Genomic DNA, 22179 nt, shown 5'->3' on the forward strand with positions numbered 1-22179 from the left:
CAACTTTTGACCTAAACCCAACAATTATTTAGGAAAAAAGCAGCTCCCCATCAACCCTTCACACATTGAGGGCCATTCATGAGTAGTTCTACAGATAAAACATTTAACCCACAAACTCTTCTCAAAAGCCAAACGATTATCTATGTCGGTATTGGCTGGTGTGTCTTCGCACTAATTTTCTTCTTGCTTTTTAGCACGAAACCAACCGATGCGGATTATCCCCTCTGGTATTCCCTCGGGACTTACATCTTTGAAACAGTACCATTCCTCGTTGCAGCTTTACTTTGCTACCGTAATTGGAATAGTCCCCAGATTGCTAGCGGACGAAATGTCTGGCTTGGTATTGGATCTGGAATGTTCTGTTTTTTCCTTGCCAATATTTTGTTTGGATGGTGGGAGCTTTATTTTGGATTAGACCCAGAAGTTTCCCCCGCTGACTTTTTCTATCTAGCCTTCTATGTGACTGTTGGTTGGGGTATGTTCCTAGCCGTCTTGCCACGTCGCCTCAATCTTGTTTTATGGCAATGGGTTGTGGTGGGCTGTATTGCCGTATTGGGTATCGCCTTAGCTATCCTGATTACCTTTGGGGCACCAGCTGAAATCATTGAAGAAGTTGCAGCTGGCGCTGAAGCTGCTGCACCAGTGCTACCTGGATGGGTGGTCGCCACAGAGAATTTCTTAGTTAACTTCGCTGCGCCAGTGAACCTGTTTTACATCATTGGTGATGTGATTTTATTGATTATTGCCGCGACGCTTTTGCTTGCGTTTTGGGGAGGCCGTTTCTCCCAGTCATGGCGAATGATTGCAGCTGCGACTCTCGCGCTATACATTGCTGACATGGGTTTTAAATATCAGTATGCTTATCTACCGGATTATGAAAGTGGGAGTATTCTCGATATTTTCTTCATTTTTAGTGGTGTACTGTTTGCGATTGGCACGGTGATGGAATATGACATTTCAAGTAGTCGTCCAGCCCGTGGTGGTAGTAGCCGCCGCCGTAGAACTCGCGGTAGTTCAGCTTCATAGATGACAATTAAAAAAAGAAGGCGATCGCCTTCTTTTTTATTTCCTGCACAGCAAAATCAGCCATAAAAAAGGAGTGAGACTTTACTGATCTCACTCCTTTTGATTTATATCAAAGATTAAAGCTGATTAGGCTGACCGCGATGTTTAGTGCGTTTGTAAATCACTTCAGATAATTCCAAAAAGGCAGATATCTAGAAAGGATGATTTCCTCACGATTTATGGTCACGGAAAGAAGCCTTCTCTACTTTTCTTCGCGAGGACGAGCCTTATTGACTCTCATTTCACGACCCATCCAGCTTGCGCCATCGAGGGCTTCAATTGCTTTTTCTTCTTCACCTTCATTAGCCATTTCAACAAAACCAAAGCCACGCTTACGGTTTGTTTCACGGTCCATAGGAAGGTAAACACGCTTAACGGTGCCATAGTCAGCGAAGACTTCTTTGAGGTCATCTTCTTCGACGGCGTAGTCGAGGTTTCCAACGTAGATTGACATGATGTTTTGCTTCTCCTTTTAGAGATGACGAGGGTTGTCCATCTGGGAAGGAGAGTTCGTAGTCGTATCGGGGCGAGATGTTTCTGTCAATACTGTCGTAACCTGACACAATACCAAACGAGATAACCGTAACCGAGTACTTTCGAATTCTTTTAATTCCCAATATGTCTAGGCTAGCACAGTGAAATTTGTTAACACAAGCTGCTCGACAAGTTCTTCTGTAGAATGGGTTAAGTTTTATAAAGGGACTACCTTGGATTGAGATAAGTAGTTGAGTATTTCTGCTTAAGGAGCGATTGGCGATCGCCAGAAGTTCGTAGATATTGCACCTTTAGCTGTGGGGCTGAGCGACGTAACCAGATGACAACATCCACTAAACACAATGAGTTACGCCAGTTAGTGAGAAGTCAACTCCTTCTCCTACTGGAATCAAAGAATTTGCAGGGAGCCAAATCCTTGTTAGTACCTGTGCAGCCCGTGGATATTGCTGAGGCGATCGAAGATCTTCCTGAATCGATGCAGGTGATTGCGTTTCGGTTGCTCTCTAAGGCGGAAGCAATTGAGGTTTATGAGTATTTAGATTCATCGGTACAGCAAGCCTTAGTACAGAAATTTAAGCGGCAAGAAGTGCAGGATGTGGTGGATCAAATGTCCCCGGATGATCGGGTGAGATTATTTGATGAATTGCCTGCAAAAGTTGTCCGACAGTTGCTTGAACAACTGAGTCCTGAGGAACGGCAAGCAACGAATTTGCTCCTCGGTTATGAGGACGATACTGCTGGGCGGGTCATGACCCCGGAGTATATTTCTCTTAAGCAAACCCTGACAGTTGGGGAAACTTTAGAACGGATTCGCCTCCAAGCCAGTAAGTCAGAGATTATTTATTATTTGTACGTTACTGATGCGTCTCGGCAATTGATGGGCATTGTGTCCTTGCGGGATTTGGTCGTTTCTGGGCCGACTGTGCAGCTAGAGTCGATCATGACCCGTGATGTGGTTTCGATTCATACGGATACTGACCAAGAAGAGGTTGCATTGACAATTCAGCGATACGACCTGCTGGCGTTGCCTGTGGTGGATCGTGAGAATCGTTTGGTTGGTGTGGTTACGGTGGACGATGTGATTGACATTATCCAAGAAGAGGCAACGGAAGATATTTATGCATTGGGTGGTTTGCAGACGGATGGCGATAATTATTTTCAGATGAATCTGCTAACCGTGGCGCGACAACGAGTTGTGTGGCTTTTTGTTCTACTGATTACCAATACATTTACAGGTTGGATTATTCGCTCGCAGGAATCGTTATTGCAGCAGGTGGTGACGTTGGCGGCGTTCATTCCATTGCTGACGGGAACTGGCGGTAATGTTGGGGCACAGTCATCAACGGTTGTGATTCGTGGTTTGAATACTGATGACCTGAATGATCTTGGGGCTGGAAAAGTGGTTTTGCGGGAGGCGATCGCCGGCGCATTACTCGGTTCGATCCTCGGCCTTGTCGTAATTGTCTGGGCGTATTTCTTACAAGGTAGTTTAGGGGTCGCGATTTCAGTAGGAATTAGTCTCGTGGCGATCGCCGTGTTGGCTTCTGTGGCAGGTTCCTCATTACCCTTTTTATTCCGGTATATGGGATTAGATCCAGCCTTGATGTCTGCCCCATTTATTACGACTGCTGTTGATGTGATTGGTGTATTGATTTACTTTAATATCGCGCGCCTAATGTTGGGGTTATCATAGGGGCTGAACTGGGAATAATCCGTAGGAAACCCAGATAAATCGCGATGATGGGACAGTTTAATGGTCAAAAAACGGCAATGGTTGGAGTTGGCAGAATTAGGATTGCTACTCGCGACGTTAATCACCGTAATTTGGTCATTTTTTGACGGGCTTTGGCAAATCCCCTTAATCTTTCTGACGCTGACCCTAGGCATAAATATTTTTAATCGACTGAATCTTCAACAACGACAACGAAAACAATTTTTCGGGGCAATACGCCGTTTAGAAAATAAGTTTCAAGGTCAACTGGATCAGCTTGGTCAGCAAGTCCGCCAGAGCAGCAATATTAAAACCAGTATTGCTAGTCTCAAGACGAAAGATGAGATGCAGGATTATTTAGGGAGTCTCGAAAAATCCCTGACTAATGTGGTGCAATATCTCAACGAAGAAGCTCTGGATGAGCGACTAAAGAATTTAGAGCAAGTACTTTTGATATTGCAACAGGAAGGTAATATTGCTCTCGAAAATTTACCTGTACCTGCTCCCACATCCCCAGCTATTGCACAGGAACCTCCCAAATCTCCTGTGAATGATCCTTGGGAAAGTAAGGCCATTACGCCGCTACAACCCCAATCAGAATCACCTTTGCCAACTCCATCTCCACCACAATCGGTTGAAGAACCTCAGCAAGCTTGGCAATGTATTCAGGTTTTAGAGGCGCATCAAGATTGTGTGAGTGCGTTGAGTTTTAGTGATGATCAGCGGCTGTTGGCGAGTGGCAGTTGGGATCAACAATTAAAAGTTTGGCAGGTGAGGGATGGCAAACAACTGGCACAGGTACAAGCTCATAGTCAGGGTTTGCTTGATCTCTGTTTCCTTGATGGGTTTATGGATCGGTTGTTAGATGGATTGCTTGATGGTGATGTCCGACCCTATGCGATCGCCAGTAGTAGTTTTGAGCCGGATGTGAAAATTTGGCATATCGATCCAGAATCTTCTGAGATGCCAGAGTTTGAATTAAGTCAATCTCTCACTAAACATGATGGCTCTGTCTATGCGATCGCCCATACACCGGATGGCGATGTGTTGACTGCGAGTCATGACCAAACGATTCGGCGGTGGCGTCCTAAAGATGGTGATTTATTGGCAACAGGTCAAGACCTCGGTGATCAAATTGAGGCGATCGCCTGTGCCCCAACCAGTAATATTTTCGTGACAGGTGGCAAAGAAGGACTTTTAAAGTTTTGGCGGAGTGAAGATCATCAATCTATCGGCAGTCTCGGCAGTGACCAACCTGAAGCCATTGCGGCGATCGCCATTCGTCCCGATGGTCAATTACTCGTCTCGGCTGGGGAAAGTGGCTATGTTTACCTCTGGCAATTGGACTGCAACGGTTTAACCGCTTTGCCGGAAACAGTTCCTTGTTTTAGTTTAGCCGCTCACCAAAAAGCAATTACCTCTTTACGCTTTAGTCCCCAAGGCGATTTTCTGGTGACAGGTTGCGTTGATGGAACCATCAAAATTTGGCAACTGGGGATTAATGAACCTCTCGCGACTTTAAATCTCAATGATGCAGCATCTAAGTCAACCCATTCCCGTTTGCTTTCTTTGGCTTTGAGTGCAGATGGATCTTTATTGGCGGCGGGAAGTTCTGATGGCCGTATTAAAGTTTGGTTGCGGCGGTAAAGCGTTGATCCAAAGGAAGCGGACAAGCTAGGCTAGAACAATTGTTTTTGCTATTGCCCTTAACTGTGAAACGTCTTTTTCTCGTTATTTTGACGGTGTTAACCCTGATTCCGTTGCTGTCGTCTCTGTGGGCGAGTTTTCAGGAACCACAAATTCAAGGTCGTCTTGAGCTGTATCAAACGAATCTTGTTTTAGAAGCAACGGAATATGATCGTGATTCTGCGGCAACGACATCTCCTGAAGGGATCGCTACTTTGGTGGAGCAGTTAACTGGTGAAGATCCCTATGGCAATGCTATTAAACAATATGAGTCAGTTTTAGAAAGTAGCAATACGCAACTCGATGTTTTAAATGAGCGAGCAGCAACGGCAAAGGCTCCTGCCACAGCTAAGGCGATCGCCGAAACAACCACTCTCATCGATGAGCTGCATGTCAAGCTGGGTATTCTTTATGCGGTGAATGATCAAATCTCCAAAGCGAAAGAACAATGGCAACAAATTGCGGCAGATGATCAAACCTATGCGTCTTTAATTGCTGTTTTGGAACCGTTGTGGTTAGAGGGGAAGGCTTCAGAAAGTGCTGTAACAATTTTGGGCGATCGCCTAGAGACGTGGTTTCAACAGCAAAACTTACAACAATTCTTTCAAGTGATCGGTGCAGAACAAGACCTCGCTCTGCTGCAAGAAAGTATTCAGTATGAGGCACAGCAAGCCTTTTTAAAGCTCACAGTGGTGACGATTCTTCCGTTCAGTGTGGGGATTTTCGGCTTTGGGTTGTTGATCTTTTTAGTAATTCAATTTGTCCGCAAACGCCAGGATTCTTTGCTTTTTGCCGACAACACTGCCGCCTGGGAAACACCTTGGGATGGCGAGATTATCTGGCAAGTGTTTATTGTGGGCTTTTTCTTTGTGGGGCAACTCTTGCTTCCCCTCGTTCTCCCAAATTTATTGCAAAGTCTCAATCTTAATGCTGCCAGTTGGACAGTGCGAGGAAAAGCAGCTTATACGTTGGCGACCTATTTTATGATGGCGATCGCCGGAATATTAGTATTGGTGGCATCGATCTGGAAATTTCGACCCTTACCAAAAAATTGGTTCCAGATTAAATGGCTTGATAACTGGACAGTGTGGGGCTTTGGTGGCTATATGGTTGCCTTACCGTTAGTGTTAATTGTTTCGCTGATCAACCAGCAGATTTGGCAGGGGCAGGGCGGCAGCAACCCGATTTTATTTCTCGCCCTCAAAGCTCAGGATCAAGTGGCCTTAACGATCTTTTTTATGACTGCCTCAGTACTGGCTCCTCTGTACGAAGAAATCATGTTTCGGGGATTTTTATTGCCTTCATTAACTCGCTATTTACCCGTATGGGGCAGCATTGTGCTCAGTGCTTTTTTGTTTGCGATCGCCCACCTAAGTTTGTCAGAAGTACTACCGTTGATGACCTTAGGAATTATTCTTGGTTTTGTTTATACGAAGTCAAAAAATATACTCGCGCCGATGTTGCTCCATAGCCTTTGGAATAGTGGCACATTATTGAGTTTGTTTATTCTGGGTAGTTAGTCGCTAAGCCTGATTGCGCGGTGAGGTCACTGTGTAAAGGGTCATTGGCTCGTTGCGTCCACGAATCGGCATTTTGCCCAGAGCATCGGTATTGTAATGACTTTGAATCAAGTCAAAGGTCGCTGCGCTAAGAACAATATTGTAGGGACGGGAACGTTTCTCCGAAATTTTTTTGTTTAGTGATTCCAGTCGAGACGAAGTATTCACGGTATCTCCAACAACAGAATAGCTAAGTCGTTCTTGACCACCGACGGTTCCTGCTACTACTTTGCCAGTGTGAATGCCGACACCAATTTCGATTTGCGGTAAACCTTTTGCAGCAAGGGATTTGTTTAAAGGCTTTAATTTTTTATGCATCTCTAGGCTGGAGGCGATCGCCTGTATAGCGTCCTTTTGAATTTCTGCTTCGGTCTCGCGAGCAAAAGGTACGCCAAACACTGCCATAATTCCATCGCCAATATATTTATCGACGATGCCACCATGACTGACGATGCATTGGGTCATTTCATGGAGATAGTCATTGAGCCATGGTAAAAGTTCGTTCGGTGGGAAATGCTCAGAAATTTTAGTGAAACCACGAATATCACTAAATAAAACCGTGGCAGTAAGTTCTTGAGGTTCGAGCTGTCCTTTTGTGAAAATTTCTTCTTTACGTTGCCAAATCACTTCCGCCATCTCCGGCGATACGTGACGGGCAAACAAATTCATCAATTCTTGTTTTTCGTACTGCTCATAAAATTGCAGCGCCATGCCACTCAATAAAATTGTACCAATGGGGGCGATCGCCGGGAGTAGCCATTGACCATAGCCCAAACTCAATAGGCAAATTCCCCACCAACCTCCAAACGTTAGGGCGAGCACAAATAATCTGCCTCGCAAATTCAAAGGAGTCAGCACAAACATCGCTGTCGGAGCCAATAACAGTAATCCACTTAGCGTTAACCATTGAGGTGATCGCCGCAAAAAAGAATCCGTTAAAAAGTTATCCAGCATCACCGCATGGAGATACACAGCCGAAGATGGCGGCGTTAGTTCAAATGGCGTTTGCAGTGGGTCAAAACCCGTTGCCGTAATACCAATCAAGACAAGCTTATTCGCGAAAATCTCTGGATCGAGATTGCCGCTTGCCACATCACTAAATGAGTAGGTCGGAAAATCTGCGCTGGGGCGTTTCCAATTGAGCGTATGCAGTTTTTCTTTGCCTGCCGCAATGGGATTGGGTAAGTCGAAAAAAATACCTTCGAGTTCTTCTTCTGGTGCAGAAATTGTTAAATCAAGGGTGTCGCGATAAATCTCCAGCATTGCCACGCTAAGGGATGGAAAATCTCCAATGTATGAAATACCCTCGCGAATAATACTGTCAGGATCAGGCCGCGCCACAATATGCCCGAGTTTTGTGACCTCAGTAAATGCGGGTAATACCTCAATCGGCTCTAAGTTTTTTCGAATAGCTTGGGCGATCGCCACATTACCCCCAAACATCATTTCTTCAGCGAAGGCTGCATCATATTCTGTTGGCTCACTAAAAATCACATCGAAGCCAATAGCTGCAGGGGGCGCAAAAGAAAGATTGGTGAGCAGATCAGTGTAATAGCTCCGCTCCCATGGAAATCGCCCATAGGTTTCGATGCTTGGTTCATCAATGGCAATCACCACAACGCGATCATCCCACTGTTGCTCCGGAAAAATCGGCAGATCCTGCGATCGCACCAAAGTATTGTAAGCAGACCTTTCTAACGTTTCCCAAGCTCCAAACTGCCACAGTGCAGCGCAGCTAACCCCAATAATTCCACCTAGCCAAGCCCAAGGTTTAACCTGCAAATTCATCTTCCTCACCGCGCAATTGGATGGGGAAAGATTCCTCCCGTACAAAGAGGTAAGTTGTTTTTGTGGAGCCAAGAGGGGTGAGCATCCGAACTGTGGTTAACCCTTGGGGCAAGCGAGCATAATTCATTTCAAATGAACCATCTTCTTGCACTTGCACTTGCTCATCATCGATCCAAATGAAATTAAAGGGATCCACTTTGCCCTTCATCTCCCAAACCCCATCAGCATTTAAGCGAGCACGGGACACTTCTAAATCAAGGTTTTCGATAAATTGAACTGGCTCTGTTGGCGCTTCCCCTTCCACCACAATCGTTGCATAGCCTGCATTCACCTCAACAGTTTCGCCTTTGTTTGGATCACTCACTGCGACGCTTCCTTCATTGGTTAAGACATTGGTTTGTCCGTTGTCTGCCACCGCAACACCAAACTCTGTTCCTCGCACTCCTGCAATGCCCGCTGGCGTTTTAACTTGGAGACGAGATTGGGGGTTGGTAAAGGGCCGGACATTAACGCGTACTTGACCCTTTGTCACTTGAATCACTGTGACCTTACCACCGTTACTGGTAGTGTTGAATTCTTTAATCAGAAAGCTTGTTTTCGCTGAAACACTCACGGTACCGATCCCTGCATCTAGGGCTAAAACAGCGCTGGAACGAGATCCTGTAGATAAGCCTTGTCCCACATTGGTGAGGCGATCGCCGGATTTAGCGCGGGTAAAAGAGTTACGGAATGTCACATTCCCAATTACCCGTCGCACTTCCATACTGCGGGAACTGGTTTGGGCGATCACTGGAGTTTGTAGAGACAGCGCTGAGATAGTGGGCAGAGCCGCTAAACACAGAACGCTCAGCAGTAAAGTAGGTAGATTTTGATGGGGTTTCATGATCATGCGTAACTGTGGGGACTAATCAACCCATTCACTGTTTATATAGTAAAACCGATAGATTACGTGAAAATACGCAAAAAGTCTTAGATTTTCCGTGAAAACTTTAAAGAAATGAAAAAATCCCCACAGATTTCTTCTGTTGGGGACTTCTTCTGAAAATTAAGTGGTGTTTCGGCGATCGCCTTACGAATTAGAAACGAGCTCTGTTGAAACTTGAGTTTGAGCTTGGCGAAGTTTTTCTTGGTCGTTACGGCGCTTCTTGGCATAGAGTTGAATCGCGGCTGCCATAAAGACAATCAATGCCAGAATTAGACCGCCAGTCCAGTTGAGAGGCAAGCTATTTTTAAAGACGGCCAACATTACAATCGTGACGAGTAGTAATGTTGGAGCTTCATTGAGGACGCGGAATTGTTGTCCTGTCCAATCGCACTCGCCTGCTGCCAATTTTTTCATGATGCGACCACAATAGAAGTGATAGACCAATAGCAATGCAACGAGAGCTAGTTTTGCATGGAGCCACCAAGATTTGAGAATGGCCGGTTCGGTTGAAATGATGGCGATCGCCATGACAACAGTCACATACATCCCTGGCTGGGTAATGATGTGATAGAGGCGTTTTTCCATCAGTTCATATTGCTTTTTTAGGATGCCTTTTGCGGGTTCTGGTTCCTTCTCCGCTTCTGCATGGTATACAAACAAACGTACTAAATAAAAAAGCCCGGCGAACCAGACTACAACACCGATGATGTGAAAGGCTTTAAACCAAAAGTAGGCTTGGGGGGCGATATCTGACCAAAACTGTGCCATGGCAAGTCTTTTAAATAAACATTTTTTATAGTTCTAGTCAGTTTAAAAGGGCATGGGGGCGATCGCCAAAATTTATCGCAACTTGCAACTAAATGTTAAATTTCGTGTTGCTGCCCGACCAAATATTAGAGTTGATTTCACCAAAGACAACGCCTGCATCATCCACTGCGGATGAGGTTTTACCATCTAAGGCAACAGCCCAGTTTTGCCAATTATCTTCGCCAATACTGCCAGCTTGAAACAAAATTTGCTCTGGATGATGTTCGCACCAGCCCAATAAAATCGCATGAGTATACTCCACATTGGCACTTGGAGAGAGGGTGAGAGTTTCTTCTGTTTCACTGTCCCAAATAACACCAAAATCACTAATGTCGCAGCTCCCTAAAAAGCCCTCAAATTGCCGGCTTAGGAGCTTTTTTCCATCAGTGGACCAAGACACAGGCATAATGAGCGAAATGATGCCCGGTGCGTCGACAATATCGCCATTTTGAAATGGGTGAGGTGCAAGGGGCGATCGCGCAATCACCGTATTAAGCACACCTGTCTCTAGATTTTCTACAAATAATGTGCTAGTAATGCGGCTGTCATGCATTGCTGGTTTGAGATCAAGACGCACTCGACAATAGGCTGTAAAGCGATGTTGGGGATCGTAAAGAGATGGACTGCGGTAGAGTTCTTTGCCAGGATGTTTACCTGCGGTGACGGCGGCTTGGGTATCAAGAATCCATTGCCATGGCAGTGGAAAAGGGCTATTTAAAGGGTCACGAACCAAATCGGGAGAGGATGCAGAAATCGACATAGGGCTAGGTTAAAGAAATTGTAGTCGAGGCGGATTGGGGTCGGAGATGCAAACTCCCGAAGAGAATTGTGGGGGAATTTCCCACGGGCATTACAATGGCTGTAATTTATGGGTTTATTAATTCTGTTATAAACTCGTTTTTTCCTTTGCCCGTTACGTTTAATACTGTTGTAATACTGTGAGTTCATCTTCGTCTCAACCTCAGGCTCCGTCAACGGTTCGCCGTTCTTCCGTTACAAAATGGATCATCGTCTTTATATTGCGTATTGTGGTGCTGTCTGGTTTTGCCGCTGGGGCGATCGCTTTAGGCTTAGTGGCTGGACATTTATCACCGATGCGAGATCCTCAGAAACCTTTATTCCTCAGGCTTGCTGATGGCTCTGGTGGTTTTGTCGATACGGCGCAACCAGAACTTAACCAGACAGTTGCAAGTCTTTCCGATGAAGAACGGGTAGAAATTGAAACAGAAATTGAAGGGATTCAGGCGCAGCTACAAGTTTTGGCAACCCGCACCCAAAAGCTTGAAGCAGAACTGGAACTGGGCAATCAAGAGGGTAATCTTGCTACTCGCCTCTCTAATCTCACTGAGCTGATGGAGACGAGTCCCGAAGAATTTGATGCCAGTGATACGGCTGCAAATTCGACACCGAGCAATGATCTCAAAATCACATTGCCCAGCAATATTTTGTTTAACGATAGTGGTCAGCTTTCCGCTGAGGCTGAGGAAATCCTTGGGGCGATCGCCATTGATTTGCAACAAACTAGATTAAATACGATTAAAATTTCTGGCCATAGCTTCCCTGAAAATGAGGCACAGGCGGAAGCATTATCTTTTCAACAAGCCCAATCAGTCAAGGTTTTTCTTGATGCCCAAATTGATGGAAATTATCGTTGGTTAGTGGTGGGTTATGGTGACAGTGAACCACTTGCCGCTGATGATAAAAATGCTAATCAACGCATTGAGATTACAACCCAAGCTGATTAATCGTGTTCGACTATTTTGGGCGATCGCCTATTACTTTGATCTAAGAAAAGAGCCTCTGAATTATTTCAGAGGCTCTCGATGTTTTTGTGTGAGAAATTTTATGCTGTTTGAAGCAAACCGCTATGGCGTAATAAAGGTTCAGTCTGGGGTTCACGACCACGGAATTGTTTGAAGACTTCCATCGGATGCAAGCTACCGCCTAAACCAAGAACTGTATCGCGGAATTTTTTACCGACGGTGGCGATCGCCTGTTCATCTTCTAGGCCAACTTCCTCAAACGCAGAGAACGCATCAGCACTGAGAACTTCCGCCCACTTATAGCTGTAATAACCAGCCGCATAACCCCCAGCAAAAATATGACCAAACGCGCAGAGGAATGAATCTTCTGGCAAAGGCTTCATCACAGTTGTTGTTTCGGCAAGGCGGTTACGTACATCTTCAGGCGTTTCATTGCTGGCAGGATTGTATTTCGCGTGAAGTTCAATATCCAGCAAACTAAAGTGCAATTGACGTAACATGCCAGAACCACTCATATAAGTGCGCGCTGCAAGAAGTTTTTGGTAATAATGCTCCGGTAAAGTCTCGCCGGTTTCGTAGTGCTTCGCCATCCCGAACAAAGTTTCGCGGTGGTAGCACCAATTTTCCATAAATTGGCTGGGTAACTCAACAGCATCCCACTCGACGTTATTAATGCCTGCCGCACCAGGAAAATCCACATGGGTCAACATATGTTGCAAACCGTGACCAAACTCATGGAAAAGCGTTTCTACTTCACCAAAAGTCATCAAACTGGGCTTGTCATCCACTGGAGGGGTCTGATTACAAATGAGGTATGCCACAGGTAAACGAGTAGTGGTTTTACCTTCAACTGTCATCTTGGCGCGACCCACACAATCATTCATCCATGCGCCACCACGCTTTTCAGCAGGGCGACTGTATGGATCGAGGTAAAAGTTGGCAATATGAGTGCCAGATTCATCCGCAATTTTGAAATAACGCACATCTTCATGCCAGATAGGAGCCTCACCATCAGCTGCTGTAATGGTCACAGAGAAGAGGCGTTGTGCTAAACCAAATAGACCTTCGAGGACACGAGGTAGAGAGAAGTAAGGACGTAATTCTTCTGCTTTAAAGCCAAACTTTGCTTCCCGCTGTTTTTCAGACCAATAGGACACATCCCAATGCTTTAATTCAGACTGACCAGAGAATTCAGTCAGTTCTGCTAATTCTGCTTTTGCCGCATCAAAACTTACTTCCCGTAGCTCATCCATCAATTTCTCGACAGCTGCAACACTAGGAGCCATTTTCCGCGCGAGGCTCAATTCGGCGAAGTTATCAAACCCAAGAATTTGAGCTTTTTCTTTGCGCAACTCAAGAATTCGATCAATTTGAGGATGATTATCAAATTCGCCAGCAGAAGCTTTTGAAATTGCTGCTTTGTAAACCTTTTCGCGCAGCTCACGATTTTCGGCATATTTCAAGAAAGGCAAATAGCTTGGGTAGTCGAGGGTAATGACCCAAGGGCCTTCTTCTGGAGTTGCCTTTTCTTCGCCTTCACCGCGGGCAGTTTGAGCAGCAAGACTAAGGGCACTGTCCGGTAAGCCTGCCACATCAGCTTTATCCGTGAGCTTCAGTTTGAATGCTTTTGTTGCGTCAAGGGTGTTGTTCGAAAACTTGGTGGATAGTTCCGCAAGTTCGAGTTGAATCGCATTAAATTTCTCTTTCATTTCCCCTTCTAAACCGACTCCAGCGAGTTCTGATTCCCGGAGAGATGATTCGATAATACGTTGTTGAGCCGGATCAAGGCTAGACCAGTTTTCACCCTCTCGGATTGCTTTGTAACCTTCGTAGATCGGTTTGCTTTGACTCCAGCGGCTAATAAATTGCACGACGCTAGGCTGCATTTTTTCATAGGCTTCCCGGAGCTCAGAGCTATTTTTGACGCTCATCAGATGGCCAACGATACCCCATGTCCACATGAGTTTTTCTTCCATGCGGGTCAACGGTTCGATGAAGTCTGTCCAAGTGGGCTTCACATTTGCTTCGAGTTCATTTACTGCTGCTTCAAGTTCATTGAGGAGCTGAGTCACTGCCGGTTCGACTTGTTCGGCTTTGACTTGTTTGAAGGAGGGAAGGCCTTGGCCAATTAGGAGGGGATTTTGAGTCATATTTTTCTGCTCGAACTTCCTTAAAATCTGCTGCTTTACATTATGACAGTTTGTTTTGGAGCAAGTCAGGTAGGGATATCTCGGCTCTGGTAGGCGATCGCCTACCAAATAACTACGTATAGGCTTAAAAAACAGGTGCTAAATGACATTTATTCGCGAAAAAATATTACGCCAAAATACTTAATCCAAGCCATTACTTCTAGGTGATCGCATGAAGCTACGATAAAGAGCCTAAGCGAAATTGGCAAATAAAATAAAGCTTGGATAAAGTTTGTTTTTCCTCATAGAATACATAGGTATTTTGAGCTATAAATGAAACTAGTAAAAAAGTGATGATTAGGTGTTGAATTGCACCGTATAACATTGAGATTTTGTCGGGTGCCTTGATGATTTGATCGCTATTTACTATCCCAAAAAATTATTTCGTAAAACATATTGGTGGGCTCAGTGGTTTACCTGCTGATTACTTTAGGATTATGAGCGGTTACAATTTCTATTCCTTCCTGCAACAATCGTTGTATCAGCTTTGGCATCATGGTTCTCGGAAGCGTACTGACTTGTCGGTGAGTGTGACGAATGGCGTACAAGAAGTCTTCGCTGGTGGTGAGGTTGTTTATACAATCACCGTGCGCAACCACAGCAAGAGAACTGTGTATGGCGCCAGCTTAAGTGACAGTTTGCCTAGCGACTTACAAGATGTTGAATATTACAAAGGATCTGTTTCTCTCGAGAACCAGCTTGAAATTGATAGTCTCGAAGATCTTTCGTTTAAGGTGCCTGCCTATGGCTCTATTACTTATCAGGTAAAAGGCACAATAGCACCGGATGCGATCGGAGATTTAGACTACAGCGTTGGCGTAGATGTCCCTCGGAAGTATGTTGATAAAAATCCCTACAATAATTTTGATACCGATAGCGATCACCTCATCTCTTTGGCCGACTTGGCTATTACCGTGACGAACGATGTTGACACCGTTATCTTGGGTGATGAAGTGGTATATGCCGTCACTGTCACCAACAATGGTGTTGCCAATGTGGCGGATGCCAATCTATCTGAATTTTTGTCCGAATCCCTCGCTGATGTTTCTTACTATCTCGATGCTGTTGATCCCGGAAATCTCTTAGAGGTTGGCAGCTTAGATGAGATTTTGGTCAGTCTCGCTGCCGGGGAAGCCGTTACCTACAAAGTAAAAGGAACTGTTGCTGAACTGGGTTCTGGTGAACTGGAATATGGTGTTCAAGTTAATGTGCCAGACAATGTCGTCGATCCTAATCCTCACAATAACTTGGCCTATGACCCAGGCGATGGTGTTGATATAGACGAAAACGGAATTGATGGCGATCGCATTCTCAGTCTGGTAGATTTAGCTGTTAGTAAGGTCTTTGACCTCACGACTGTTGAGGCTCTTGATAACAATGGTGATGGTTTAGCAGATCAATACATTGCGACTCCCAGTGATCAGTACACTGATAGCTTTGTTGAGTACACCCTAATGGTGACTAACAACGGCGAAGCGACAGCCCAGAATGTTTTGTTGACTGAAGACTTGACTCAGGGGATGCCCTTCGGTTTAGAGTTTGATCAGTTTATTGACCTTGACGGTGGCACTGTCCTCGATACAGACGAAAATGCAAACACCATCGAGGTCGGATTTGAGCATCTTGCTGCGGGCGAATCTAGAGAGGTCAAAGTCCGCGCCAAAATTGATGCTGTTAAAGCGTTTGAGTTTAGTGCTGTTTTCGGTAACCAAGACCCCGGTTCTGATGTAATAAATGCTGATATCCCCGAATATAGCAACCTGCTTCTGCAGGGGAAATTTTTCCTCAGCCCTGATTTGGATAAAGAAGCTGGGAGTCAAGTCGTCAATTTCAATCATCTCAATATTCAAAACACCGCTGAAGTCACATCTGACAGCTTTGAAACTAATACCTTCGATAACTCTTCCACGTCTCGTTTGGATTTAACAACCATTGCCCTTGATGGTGAACTCAATAATGGAAGTGATGTCATTATTCGCTCAGTAGAAAGACTGGGAGTCATTGGCTCAACACGCTCCTATTCACTAAATCCAGACCCGATTTTGGTGAATGGTCAGAACCTACTTCAGTTTGGTGTGACGAATCCTTTTGTTGGCTTTGGTTTAAATTCTGGAGGGACAGTTACTTTTGAAATTCGTGATGTGAGTGGCACTGCTGGTGCAGATGGCATCTTTGGTAATACTGATGATTCTGGTGAAGGGACTCTTGTGACGTCGTTTGATGTCACAGATGGAGGTACAGACGATTTAGACGCTGATGCAAGTGAAATTATTGCTGAATGGGCTGTTGATTTAGCATTTCTCGATCCGACTAAAACCTTTAGGCTGACGACTTCGACCGTAGACCCCACTCTTGGGACACAGCAATTTATCAATTATTTTGATATCAATGGCAACGCAATACCAGCCAATACTACTGATACCACGAGTAATAGTCTCTTTATTAACACTTCTGTTGGCGAGTCTGAAGGTGTTGTTGTACAAGCCAATGTGACTAACCCTTTTTCTGGGTTTGGTTTGGCCGCTGGTGGATCCGCAAACTTCACTATCTCTGAGGTGACAGGCACTGCTGGCGCAGATGGCATTTTCGGTAATGCGGATGATGATGTTACTGGTCGTCAGGTCTTACAAACTTTGGCTGTAACAGACGGTAGTAGCTCTGATTTGGATTCGGATTCGGCAGAAGTGAGCGCTGAATTTTTGATTGCAAAATCGCTGGGAGAGTCAACGAGTAGGGTTTTTGCTATTACCACAACAGTAAATGACTCAGCTTTTGGTGCACAGACCTTTACGAATTACTTTGATATCAACGGTCAAGCTATCCCCGCCAACACAACTGATACATCTGATAATAGCTTATTTATTGATGTCGCGTTGAATACCTTGACTGTAACTAATGGTGATAGTGCTTTTCCCACCTACAACAACTCTGATTTTCTCCTATCTGGTGATTTAAATAACGACGGTATTCTTGATCAGTTTGGTGGATCGCTCTCAGAGTTTATTTGGAATAAGATCGATGATCCTCAATACCTTGCTGACCTAGCGGTATGGGAATCTCTTGATTCTGATGTCGAGGGTGAACAAGCCGTTATCGATTTTCTTTTGGATAAATTCCTGAGCGCTGAAGTATTTAGCTTTGAGAATTTCCAAGAAGGCTCCTTCACCCTGGAAAATGAGGTGGGTGATCGCACAACCCTTGAAATTCTTGATGTAGAGCTAACACCGGATGATGGTGAACCAGATAATACACCAGATAGCATGGAGTTGCTGGTTAATGACCATGGCGTCATTTTCGGCGATATTTGCTATTCGAGCTTAGAAGAGGCATTATCCGATTTATCTTTTGCTGAGCCTGTTCGTTTAAATATCACGTTTGATGATTCGAATGGTGATGGCAAAGTCAAGACTTTCCTCCAGAACCTAGAACCTGGTTTAAATACAGAGCAAAACTGGTTCGTTGGTGAAATTAAGATCAATTCGAGTGTCACCGGTGAAGTCTTACTTGATGGTGGTAATGGCCGCAGTCATATCGATCTTTCAAGAATTATCGTTAATGTGGACGGAGAAGGGACTCCTGATTTAATCATTGCTGGTGGCAATTCTAAGGATGCAATAGTGGGTTCCTCATTTGGCGAAATTATTAAAGGCAACAACGGCAAAGATGTTTTGTCTGGCTTTGATGGTGATGACCAAATCATTGGTGGTAAAGGCTTCGATATCATCAATGGTGGTCGTGGTGATGATCTGCTCAGCGGTGGCGGTTATTATACTGGCTACTACGCTAACTTCTTTGAACATCGCGAGCGGAACCAAAAAGATAAGTTTGTGTTTGAAGGCGACTTCGGCAATGATGTCATTACCGATTTTGGTTGGTTTAAAGATCGTTTAGATATAAGCGACTTTAATCTCGATATTTCTAACTTGGATACTAATGGCGATCGCCACATCAATGGTCACGACAACTCTGCCTTTGTGGGTGTGAGTAATGGAGATTTAATGTTTGATCTCACTAGTGTTGGAGGCGGCACAATCTTATTAGAAGATGTCCATAGTATTAAGGCTCACACTGTAATTGTGTAGAAACAATGTGCTTCTGCCGTAACGTTGATTCCCTAGGTTATAAAAAGACTGGGGAGGGTTATCTACCTACAACTCAATTCTGCCTTGATAGAAAGCAGTGATGACCCCTGTTATGGAAGGGAATGTCTTTGGGGCTACGCCTTTTTCCGAGCCCCTATCCCTTGCTGGAGCTCACCGAGGTAGGAAAACTACTCAGAAAATTTGGCTCTTTTTTATGATTTGTTGGGAGTTGGTAAAACGAATTCTGATTGGCAGTAGCGTTTTGTTTGCTGTCTGTGGAGCTAATGGTCGGGCGATTGCTGATATCGCTCCCGATAATAGCCTTGGCTTCGAAAGCTCTGTGGTCACACCCAATGTTTTGATTCGTGGGAGTCTAGCGGACGAAATCAGTGGTGGAGCAATAAGAGGCCAAAACTTATTCCATAGCTTTACCGACTTTAGTATCGATCCCAACCAACGGGTTTATTTCGCAAATCCGAGTGCTATCGACCAAATTTTTACCCGTGTTACTGGGTCTAGCTCTTCAGATATTTCCGGGACCTTGGGTGTTAACGGTGCCGCAGATTTATACTTCATCAATCCCAATGGAATTTATTTTGGTGATACTGCTTACCTTGATATTGCAGGCTCCCTAATTGCTACAACGACCGACAGTATTCCTTTTGTCGATGGTTTTGCCTTTAGTACTGACGCGAATCCCATTCCGACCAATCCGCTGCTGACTGTTAGTCAACCTTTAGGTTTAACTGCTTGGACGACGCCTCAGGCAGAGATTACAAATCGTAGTCAATTAGCGGTCGGGAATGACCTGACCTTTGTTGGGCAATCTTTAGATTTAGAAGGTGTTTTGTGGTCTGGTGGCGATCTAACTCTGATGGCTGCTGATAACCTCCAAATCCGTGATCGCCTCGATGCTCCCTTTATTACCTTGAGTGGCGGAAGCCAGACTCTCGAAGCCGAAATCATTGATATCTTTGCGTTGAGTCATCCTGAGAGCGGTTTGTATTCTTATGGTGATTTGGTCTTGCGATCGCCCAACCCGATTATTATCGATTCCTATTTCAATAGCCTCGGTAATTTCAGTCTCGAAAATACCAATGGTGGCGCCGGTGATGCCCTTAGCCCAAACGATCCTGTTATTCGATCTAGCGGCAATGTCACTTTTAACGCTTATTCTGGTGCTTCCTTACATATTTTTGCTGGTGGTAGTATCCAAACCGGTGACATTACGATTAATGCTGCTGACAGTACAAATGGTTTACAAGAAGTTGTCACATTATCAGATGGCTCAACAACAGTAAATATAGATGGTCAAAATATTGCGACTTTAGATATTCGTGCTGGAACGAATGCTTTTGATAGTGATTCAGTTGTGGGCTTAATAACTCCACTTCCTCCATTCTTTAATGATCCTTGTGTCAGTGGCAGTGCAAACTGCTTCAGTAGTTTTCCTCCAGTCCCCCCCCTTTCTGTTCTTCAGGGATTCTCAACAACAGCTCCACCAAGCAACGCAGATATCATCATTGGTAGTCTCACCTTCACTAATGGTTTAGTTGACAATTTTGCGTTTATTTCCAACCAATATGAACCCAATACTAATGATTTACTAAGAGGAGACATTCTTCTTGGAATGAGGTTAAGTGGGGAACCAGGAGAAATCTCGCTTAATACTTCAGGTGATATCTCATTGGTTGTTGACTCACGAGATGACATTATCGTTTTTGGTGAAATTAAACCCTTGACCAAAGGGCTAGAAATTGGTGAAATTTTGCTAAAAGCAAATGGCGATCTTTTTGTCGATAATGGCCTCGGCTCTGTTGATATTGATGCTTCTTCAGGCAAGATTGTAAATGATACGAGAATTGGAAATGCCTCGATTGATGCCAAAGGTACAATTTTCCTAAACAATTCAATTGATTCTGCTGGTAATGTTGCGATTAATGCAAATGCTTTGATCGCACAGGGTGGCAATCAAATTAGGACTTCGACAAGGGATAACAATGATGCTGGCACAATTTTTGTTAAAGCGAACCAAGTCGAGCTTTCAGGGATAAATAGTGGTGGTGTGTTTAGCGGTTTAAGTAGTATTTCTGCTGATGGCTCAGATGGTGATGCTGGCAAAATCTCAGTTGAGACTGATGTCTTAGCCTTAGATGATGGTGGCCAAATCCGTACAAGTACTTTTGGTGCTGGTGCTGCTGGGAGTATTGTAGTCAAGGCAAATGAGGCTGTAACCATTGATGGTGGTAATGGAATATTTAGCGGGATTATCAGTGAAGTTGGAGCAAGTAGTACTGGTAGCGCTAAGTTGATCGATATTCAGACGAAGCAATTAACCTTTACCAATGGTGGCATTATTAGCGCAGCAACTGCAGGAGCAGGTAACGCGGGTCAAATAAAAGTAGTTGTGGATGAAACAGCAACTTTTGATGGAAATCCCGGTTTCCCCCTATTTCCTAGCGGTGTCTTTACAGAGTCACTGGCTTCGGCAACTGGCGCAGGTGGCAGCATTAATTTTCAAGCAGCTAATCTAGAAATAACCAATGGTGCGACGATTAAGTCTTCTACACAAAGTAGTAATCTTGCTGGTGATATTGATATTTCGGTAGCGAATGATGTTGTGCTCGCCGGAGCTGATACAGGCATTTTTGCAGATACCAGTTCATTTAATGTGGCTGGAGAAGGTGGCAAAGTCACCGTTACTGGTCGCAACTTGAACATGAGTGATGGCGGTCGAATTAGCTCTAGTACAACCGGAGAATCGAAGGCTGGAGACGTTGCAGTAAACTTCTCGAACGATGTGGCGATCGCCGGAGCGGATACAGGCATTTTTGCAGATACCAGTTCATTTAATGTGGCTGGAGAAGGTGGCAAAGTCACCGTTACTGGTCGCAACTTGAATATGAGTGATGGCGGTCGAATTAGCTCCAGTACGACCGGAGAATCAAAGGCTGGGGATGTCGCTGTGAGCTTCACCAACGATGTGGCGATCGCCGGAGCGGATACAGGCATCTTTGCAGATACGAGTTCGAGTAATGCCGCTAATGGTAGTGGCGGCCCAATTGCAGTGACGAGTCAGAATTTGACCCTGACTGATGGTGGACGTATTAGTTCGAGTACATCTGGTGCGGCGAATGCTGGTGATATTAAAGTTGATGTTTCCAATGACATCACCGTTTCTGGGGAAGGTTCAGGAGTCTTTGCCTCGACTACAGAAACCTCTACTGGTGATGGCGGGAATGTTGATATTGACCCGATTTTTATTCGGTTGAGTGATGCTGGACGGTTTTCTGTGAGTGCCCAAGGGTCAGGGGTTGCGGGCAATATGAGGGTTGTTGGTGATTTCCTGATTTTGGATAATGGCTTTATTGATGCATCGTCTCAGAATGGCTCTGGTGGTAATTTAACCTTTGAGATCGGGGAATATATTCTGCTACAAAATGGCAGTGATATTACGACGAATGCTGGCCTCAGTAGCGGCGGTGGCGATGGTGGCAATATGATGATTAATGTTCCCTTTGTGATTGCCAATCCGAATCAAGACAATAACATTACTGCTAATGCGTTTGATGGGGATGGTGGCAACATTGAAATTACCACCGATGCTCTATTGGGTATTGCGTTTAATGATGAAGATATCTCGGTGAGAAATGACATTACTGTTAGTTCTGAGTTGGGTGTAGATGGTGAATTTATTCTTAATTCCCCAGATGTAGACCCTAGCTCCGGGCTGGCAAAGTTGATTACAGATTTAGGCGATCGCGAGAATAGAGTCGTTTCGGCTTGTGCGGCTGGTGATGAGTTAAATTCTTTTGTGGTGACTGGGCAAGGTGGTCTTGCGGCAGATCCTAGTTCTTTTGTTCGAGGATCAAGTTTGCTGTCTGATGTGCGAGACTTTTCTGGTGAAACGGTTTCCACTGAAGTGAATGAAGCGGTGGCAGTGCAACCTTCTGAACCGATGCCTACTATCCGTCAGGCGACTCATCTCGTACGGAGTGAACAAGGCATTGAGTTGGCCGCAACTCATCCGAAGGCATTACAAAATAAAGTTTCGTCTAACTGTCTCTAAATCTTTCATCGGGTAAATTCTGTGTTCTTTCGTCGATCAT

General features: G+C 44.8%; 13 protein-coding genes. 7 read left to right on the forward strand and 6 right to left on the reverse strand.

Annotated elements, in window-relative coordinates:
• The first annotated feature begins 78 nt into the window (after window positions 1-78).
• On the forward strand, window positions 79-1026 hold the full coding sequence (locus tag LEPTO7376_RS07265) for a hypothetical protein (RefSeq protein WP_015133562.1): 948 nt from the start codon (window positions 79-81) through the stop codon (window positions 1024-1026).
• A gap of 241 nt (window positions 1027-1267) precedes the next feature.
• Here LEPTO7376_RS07265 and LEPTO7376_RS07270 read toward each other — a convergent pair whose 3' ends face one another.
• Window positions 1268-1519 (reverse strand): RNA-binding protein, encoded by a 252-nt coding sequence (locus tag LEPTO7376_RS07270; protein WP_015133563.1) that lies wholly within the window; start codon window positions 1517-1519, stop codon window positions 1268-1270.
• A 360-nt stretch (window positions 1520-1879) separates the two neighbouring features.
• Between LEPTO7376_RS07270 and mgtE the strand changes: the two genes are divergently transcribed.
• The 3 genes from mgtE to LEPTO7376_RS07285 all read left to right on the forward strand — a co-directional run bounded on the left by mgtE (window position 1880) and on the right by LEPTO7376_RS07285 (window position 6477).
• Entirely contained in the window at window positions 1880-3253 is a 1374-nt protein-coding gene (gene mgtE, locus LEPTO7376_RS07275; protein ID WP_015133564.1) for a magnesium transporter, read from the forward strand.
• Window positions 3254-3313: 60 nt separating this feature from the next.
• Window positions 3314-4918, forward strand: coding sequence for a WD40 repeat domain-containing protein (locus LEPTO7376_RS07280; protein WP_015133565.1), 1605 nt, complete (start codon window positions 3314-3316; stop codon window positions 4916-4918).
• Window positions 4919-4983: 65 nt separating this feature from the next.
• Window positions 4984-6477: a CPBP family intramembrane glutamic endopeptidase gene (locus LEPTO7376_RS07285; RefSeq protein ID WP_015133566.1), complete on the forward strand. Its 1494-nt coding sequence runs from the start codon at window positions 4984-4986 to the stop codon at window positions 6475-6477.
• 3 nt (window positions 6478-6480) lie between these two features.
• Here LEPTO7376_RS07285 and LEPTO7376_RS07290 read toward each other — a convergent pair whose 3' ends face one another.
• The 4 genes from LEPTO7376_RS07290 to LEPTO7376_RS07305 all read right to left on the reverse strand — a co-directional run bounded on the left by LEPTO7376_RS07290 (window position 6481) and on the right by LEPTO7376_RS07305 (window position 10796).
• Window positions 6481-8304 carry a CHASE2 domain-containing protein gene (locus tag LEPTO7376_RS07290; protein WP_015133567.1) on the reverse strand — a complete coding sequence of 608 codons (1824 nt, stop codon included), beginning with the start codon at window positions 8302-8304 and terminating at the stop codon, window positions 6481-6483.
• The gene (locus LEPTO7376_RS07295) at window positions 8288-9187 is read right to left on the reverse strand and encodes a FecR domain-containing protein (protein WP_160148408.1); all 900 of its coding nucleotides are present in this window, start codon (window positions 9185-9187) and stop codon (window positions 8288-8290) included. The genes LEPTO7376_RS07290 and LEPTO7376_RS07295 overlap by 17 nt, the downstream gene beginning before the upstream one ends.
• Window positions 9188-9373: 186 nt before the next feature.
• Complete coding sequence (hemJ, locus tag LEPTO7376_RS07300; protein WP_015133569.1) at window positions 9374-9997, reverse strand: protoporphyrinogen oxidase HemJ; 624 nt, start codon at window positions 9995-9997, stop codon at window positions 9374-9376.
• 88 nt (window positions 9998-10085) lie between these two features.
• Window positions 10086-10796 (reverse strand): hypothetical protein, encoded by a 711-nt coding sequence (locus tag LEPTO7376_RS07305; RefSeq protein WP_015133570.1) that lies wholly within the window; start codon window positions 10794-10796, stop codon window positions 10086-10088.
• 178 nt (window positions 10797-10974) lie between these two features.
• On the opposite strand from LEPTO7376_RS07305, the gene LEPTO7376_RS07310 reads away from it, so the two are divergent.
• The gene (locus LEPTO7376_RS07310; protein ID WP_015133571.1) at window positions 10975-11781 is read left to right on the forward strand and encodes an OmpA family protein; all 807 of its coding nucleotides are present in this window, start codon (window positions 10975-10977) and stop codon (window positions 11779-11781) included.
• Window positions 11782-11879: 98 nt separating this feature from the next.
• Here the strand turns inward: LEPTO7376_RS07310 and LEPTO7376_RS07315 are convergent, their stop codons facing one another.
• A complete protein-coding gene (locus LEPTO7376_RS07315; protein ID WP_015133572.1) occupies window positions 11880-13949 on the reverse strand; it encodes a M3 family metallopeptidase in 2070 nt (689 codons plus the stop codon).
• A 476-nt stretch (window positions 13950-14425) separates the two neighbouring features.
• Here LEPTO7376_RS07315 and LEPTO7376_RS23330 point away from each other — a divergent pair, with 476 nt between their 5' ends.
• Both LEPTO7376_RS23330 and LEPTO7376_RS07325 read left to right on the forward strand, forming a co-directional pair.
• Window positions 14426-18070 carry a DUF11 domain-containing protein gene (locus tag LEPTO7376_RS23330; protein ID WP_015133573.1) on the forward strand — a complete coding sequence of 1215 codons (3645 nt, stop codon included), beginning with the start codon at window positions 14426-14428 and terminating at the stop codon, window positions 18068-18070.
• A gap of 100 nt (window positions 18071-18170) precedes the next feature.
• Window positions 18171-22139 carry a filamentous hemagglutinin N-terminal domain-containing protein gene (locus tag LEPTO7376_RS07325; RefSeq protein ID WP_015133574.1) on the forward strand — a complete coding sequence of 1323 codons (3969 nt, stop codon included), beginning with the start codon at window positions 18171-18173 and terminating at the stop codon, window positions 22137-22139.
• The last annotated feature ends 40 nt before the right edge of the window (window positions 22140-22179 follow it).

The organism is [Leptolyngbya] sp. PCC 7376, from assembly GCF_000316605.1.
Lineage (GTDB): Bacteria > Cyanobacteriota > Cyanobacteriia > Cyanobacteriales > MRBY01 > MRBY01.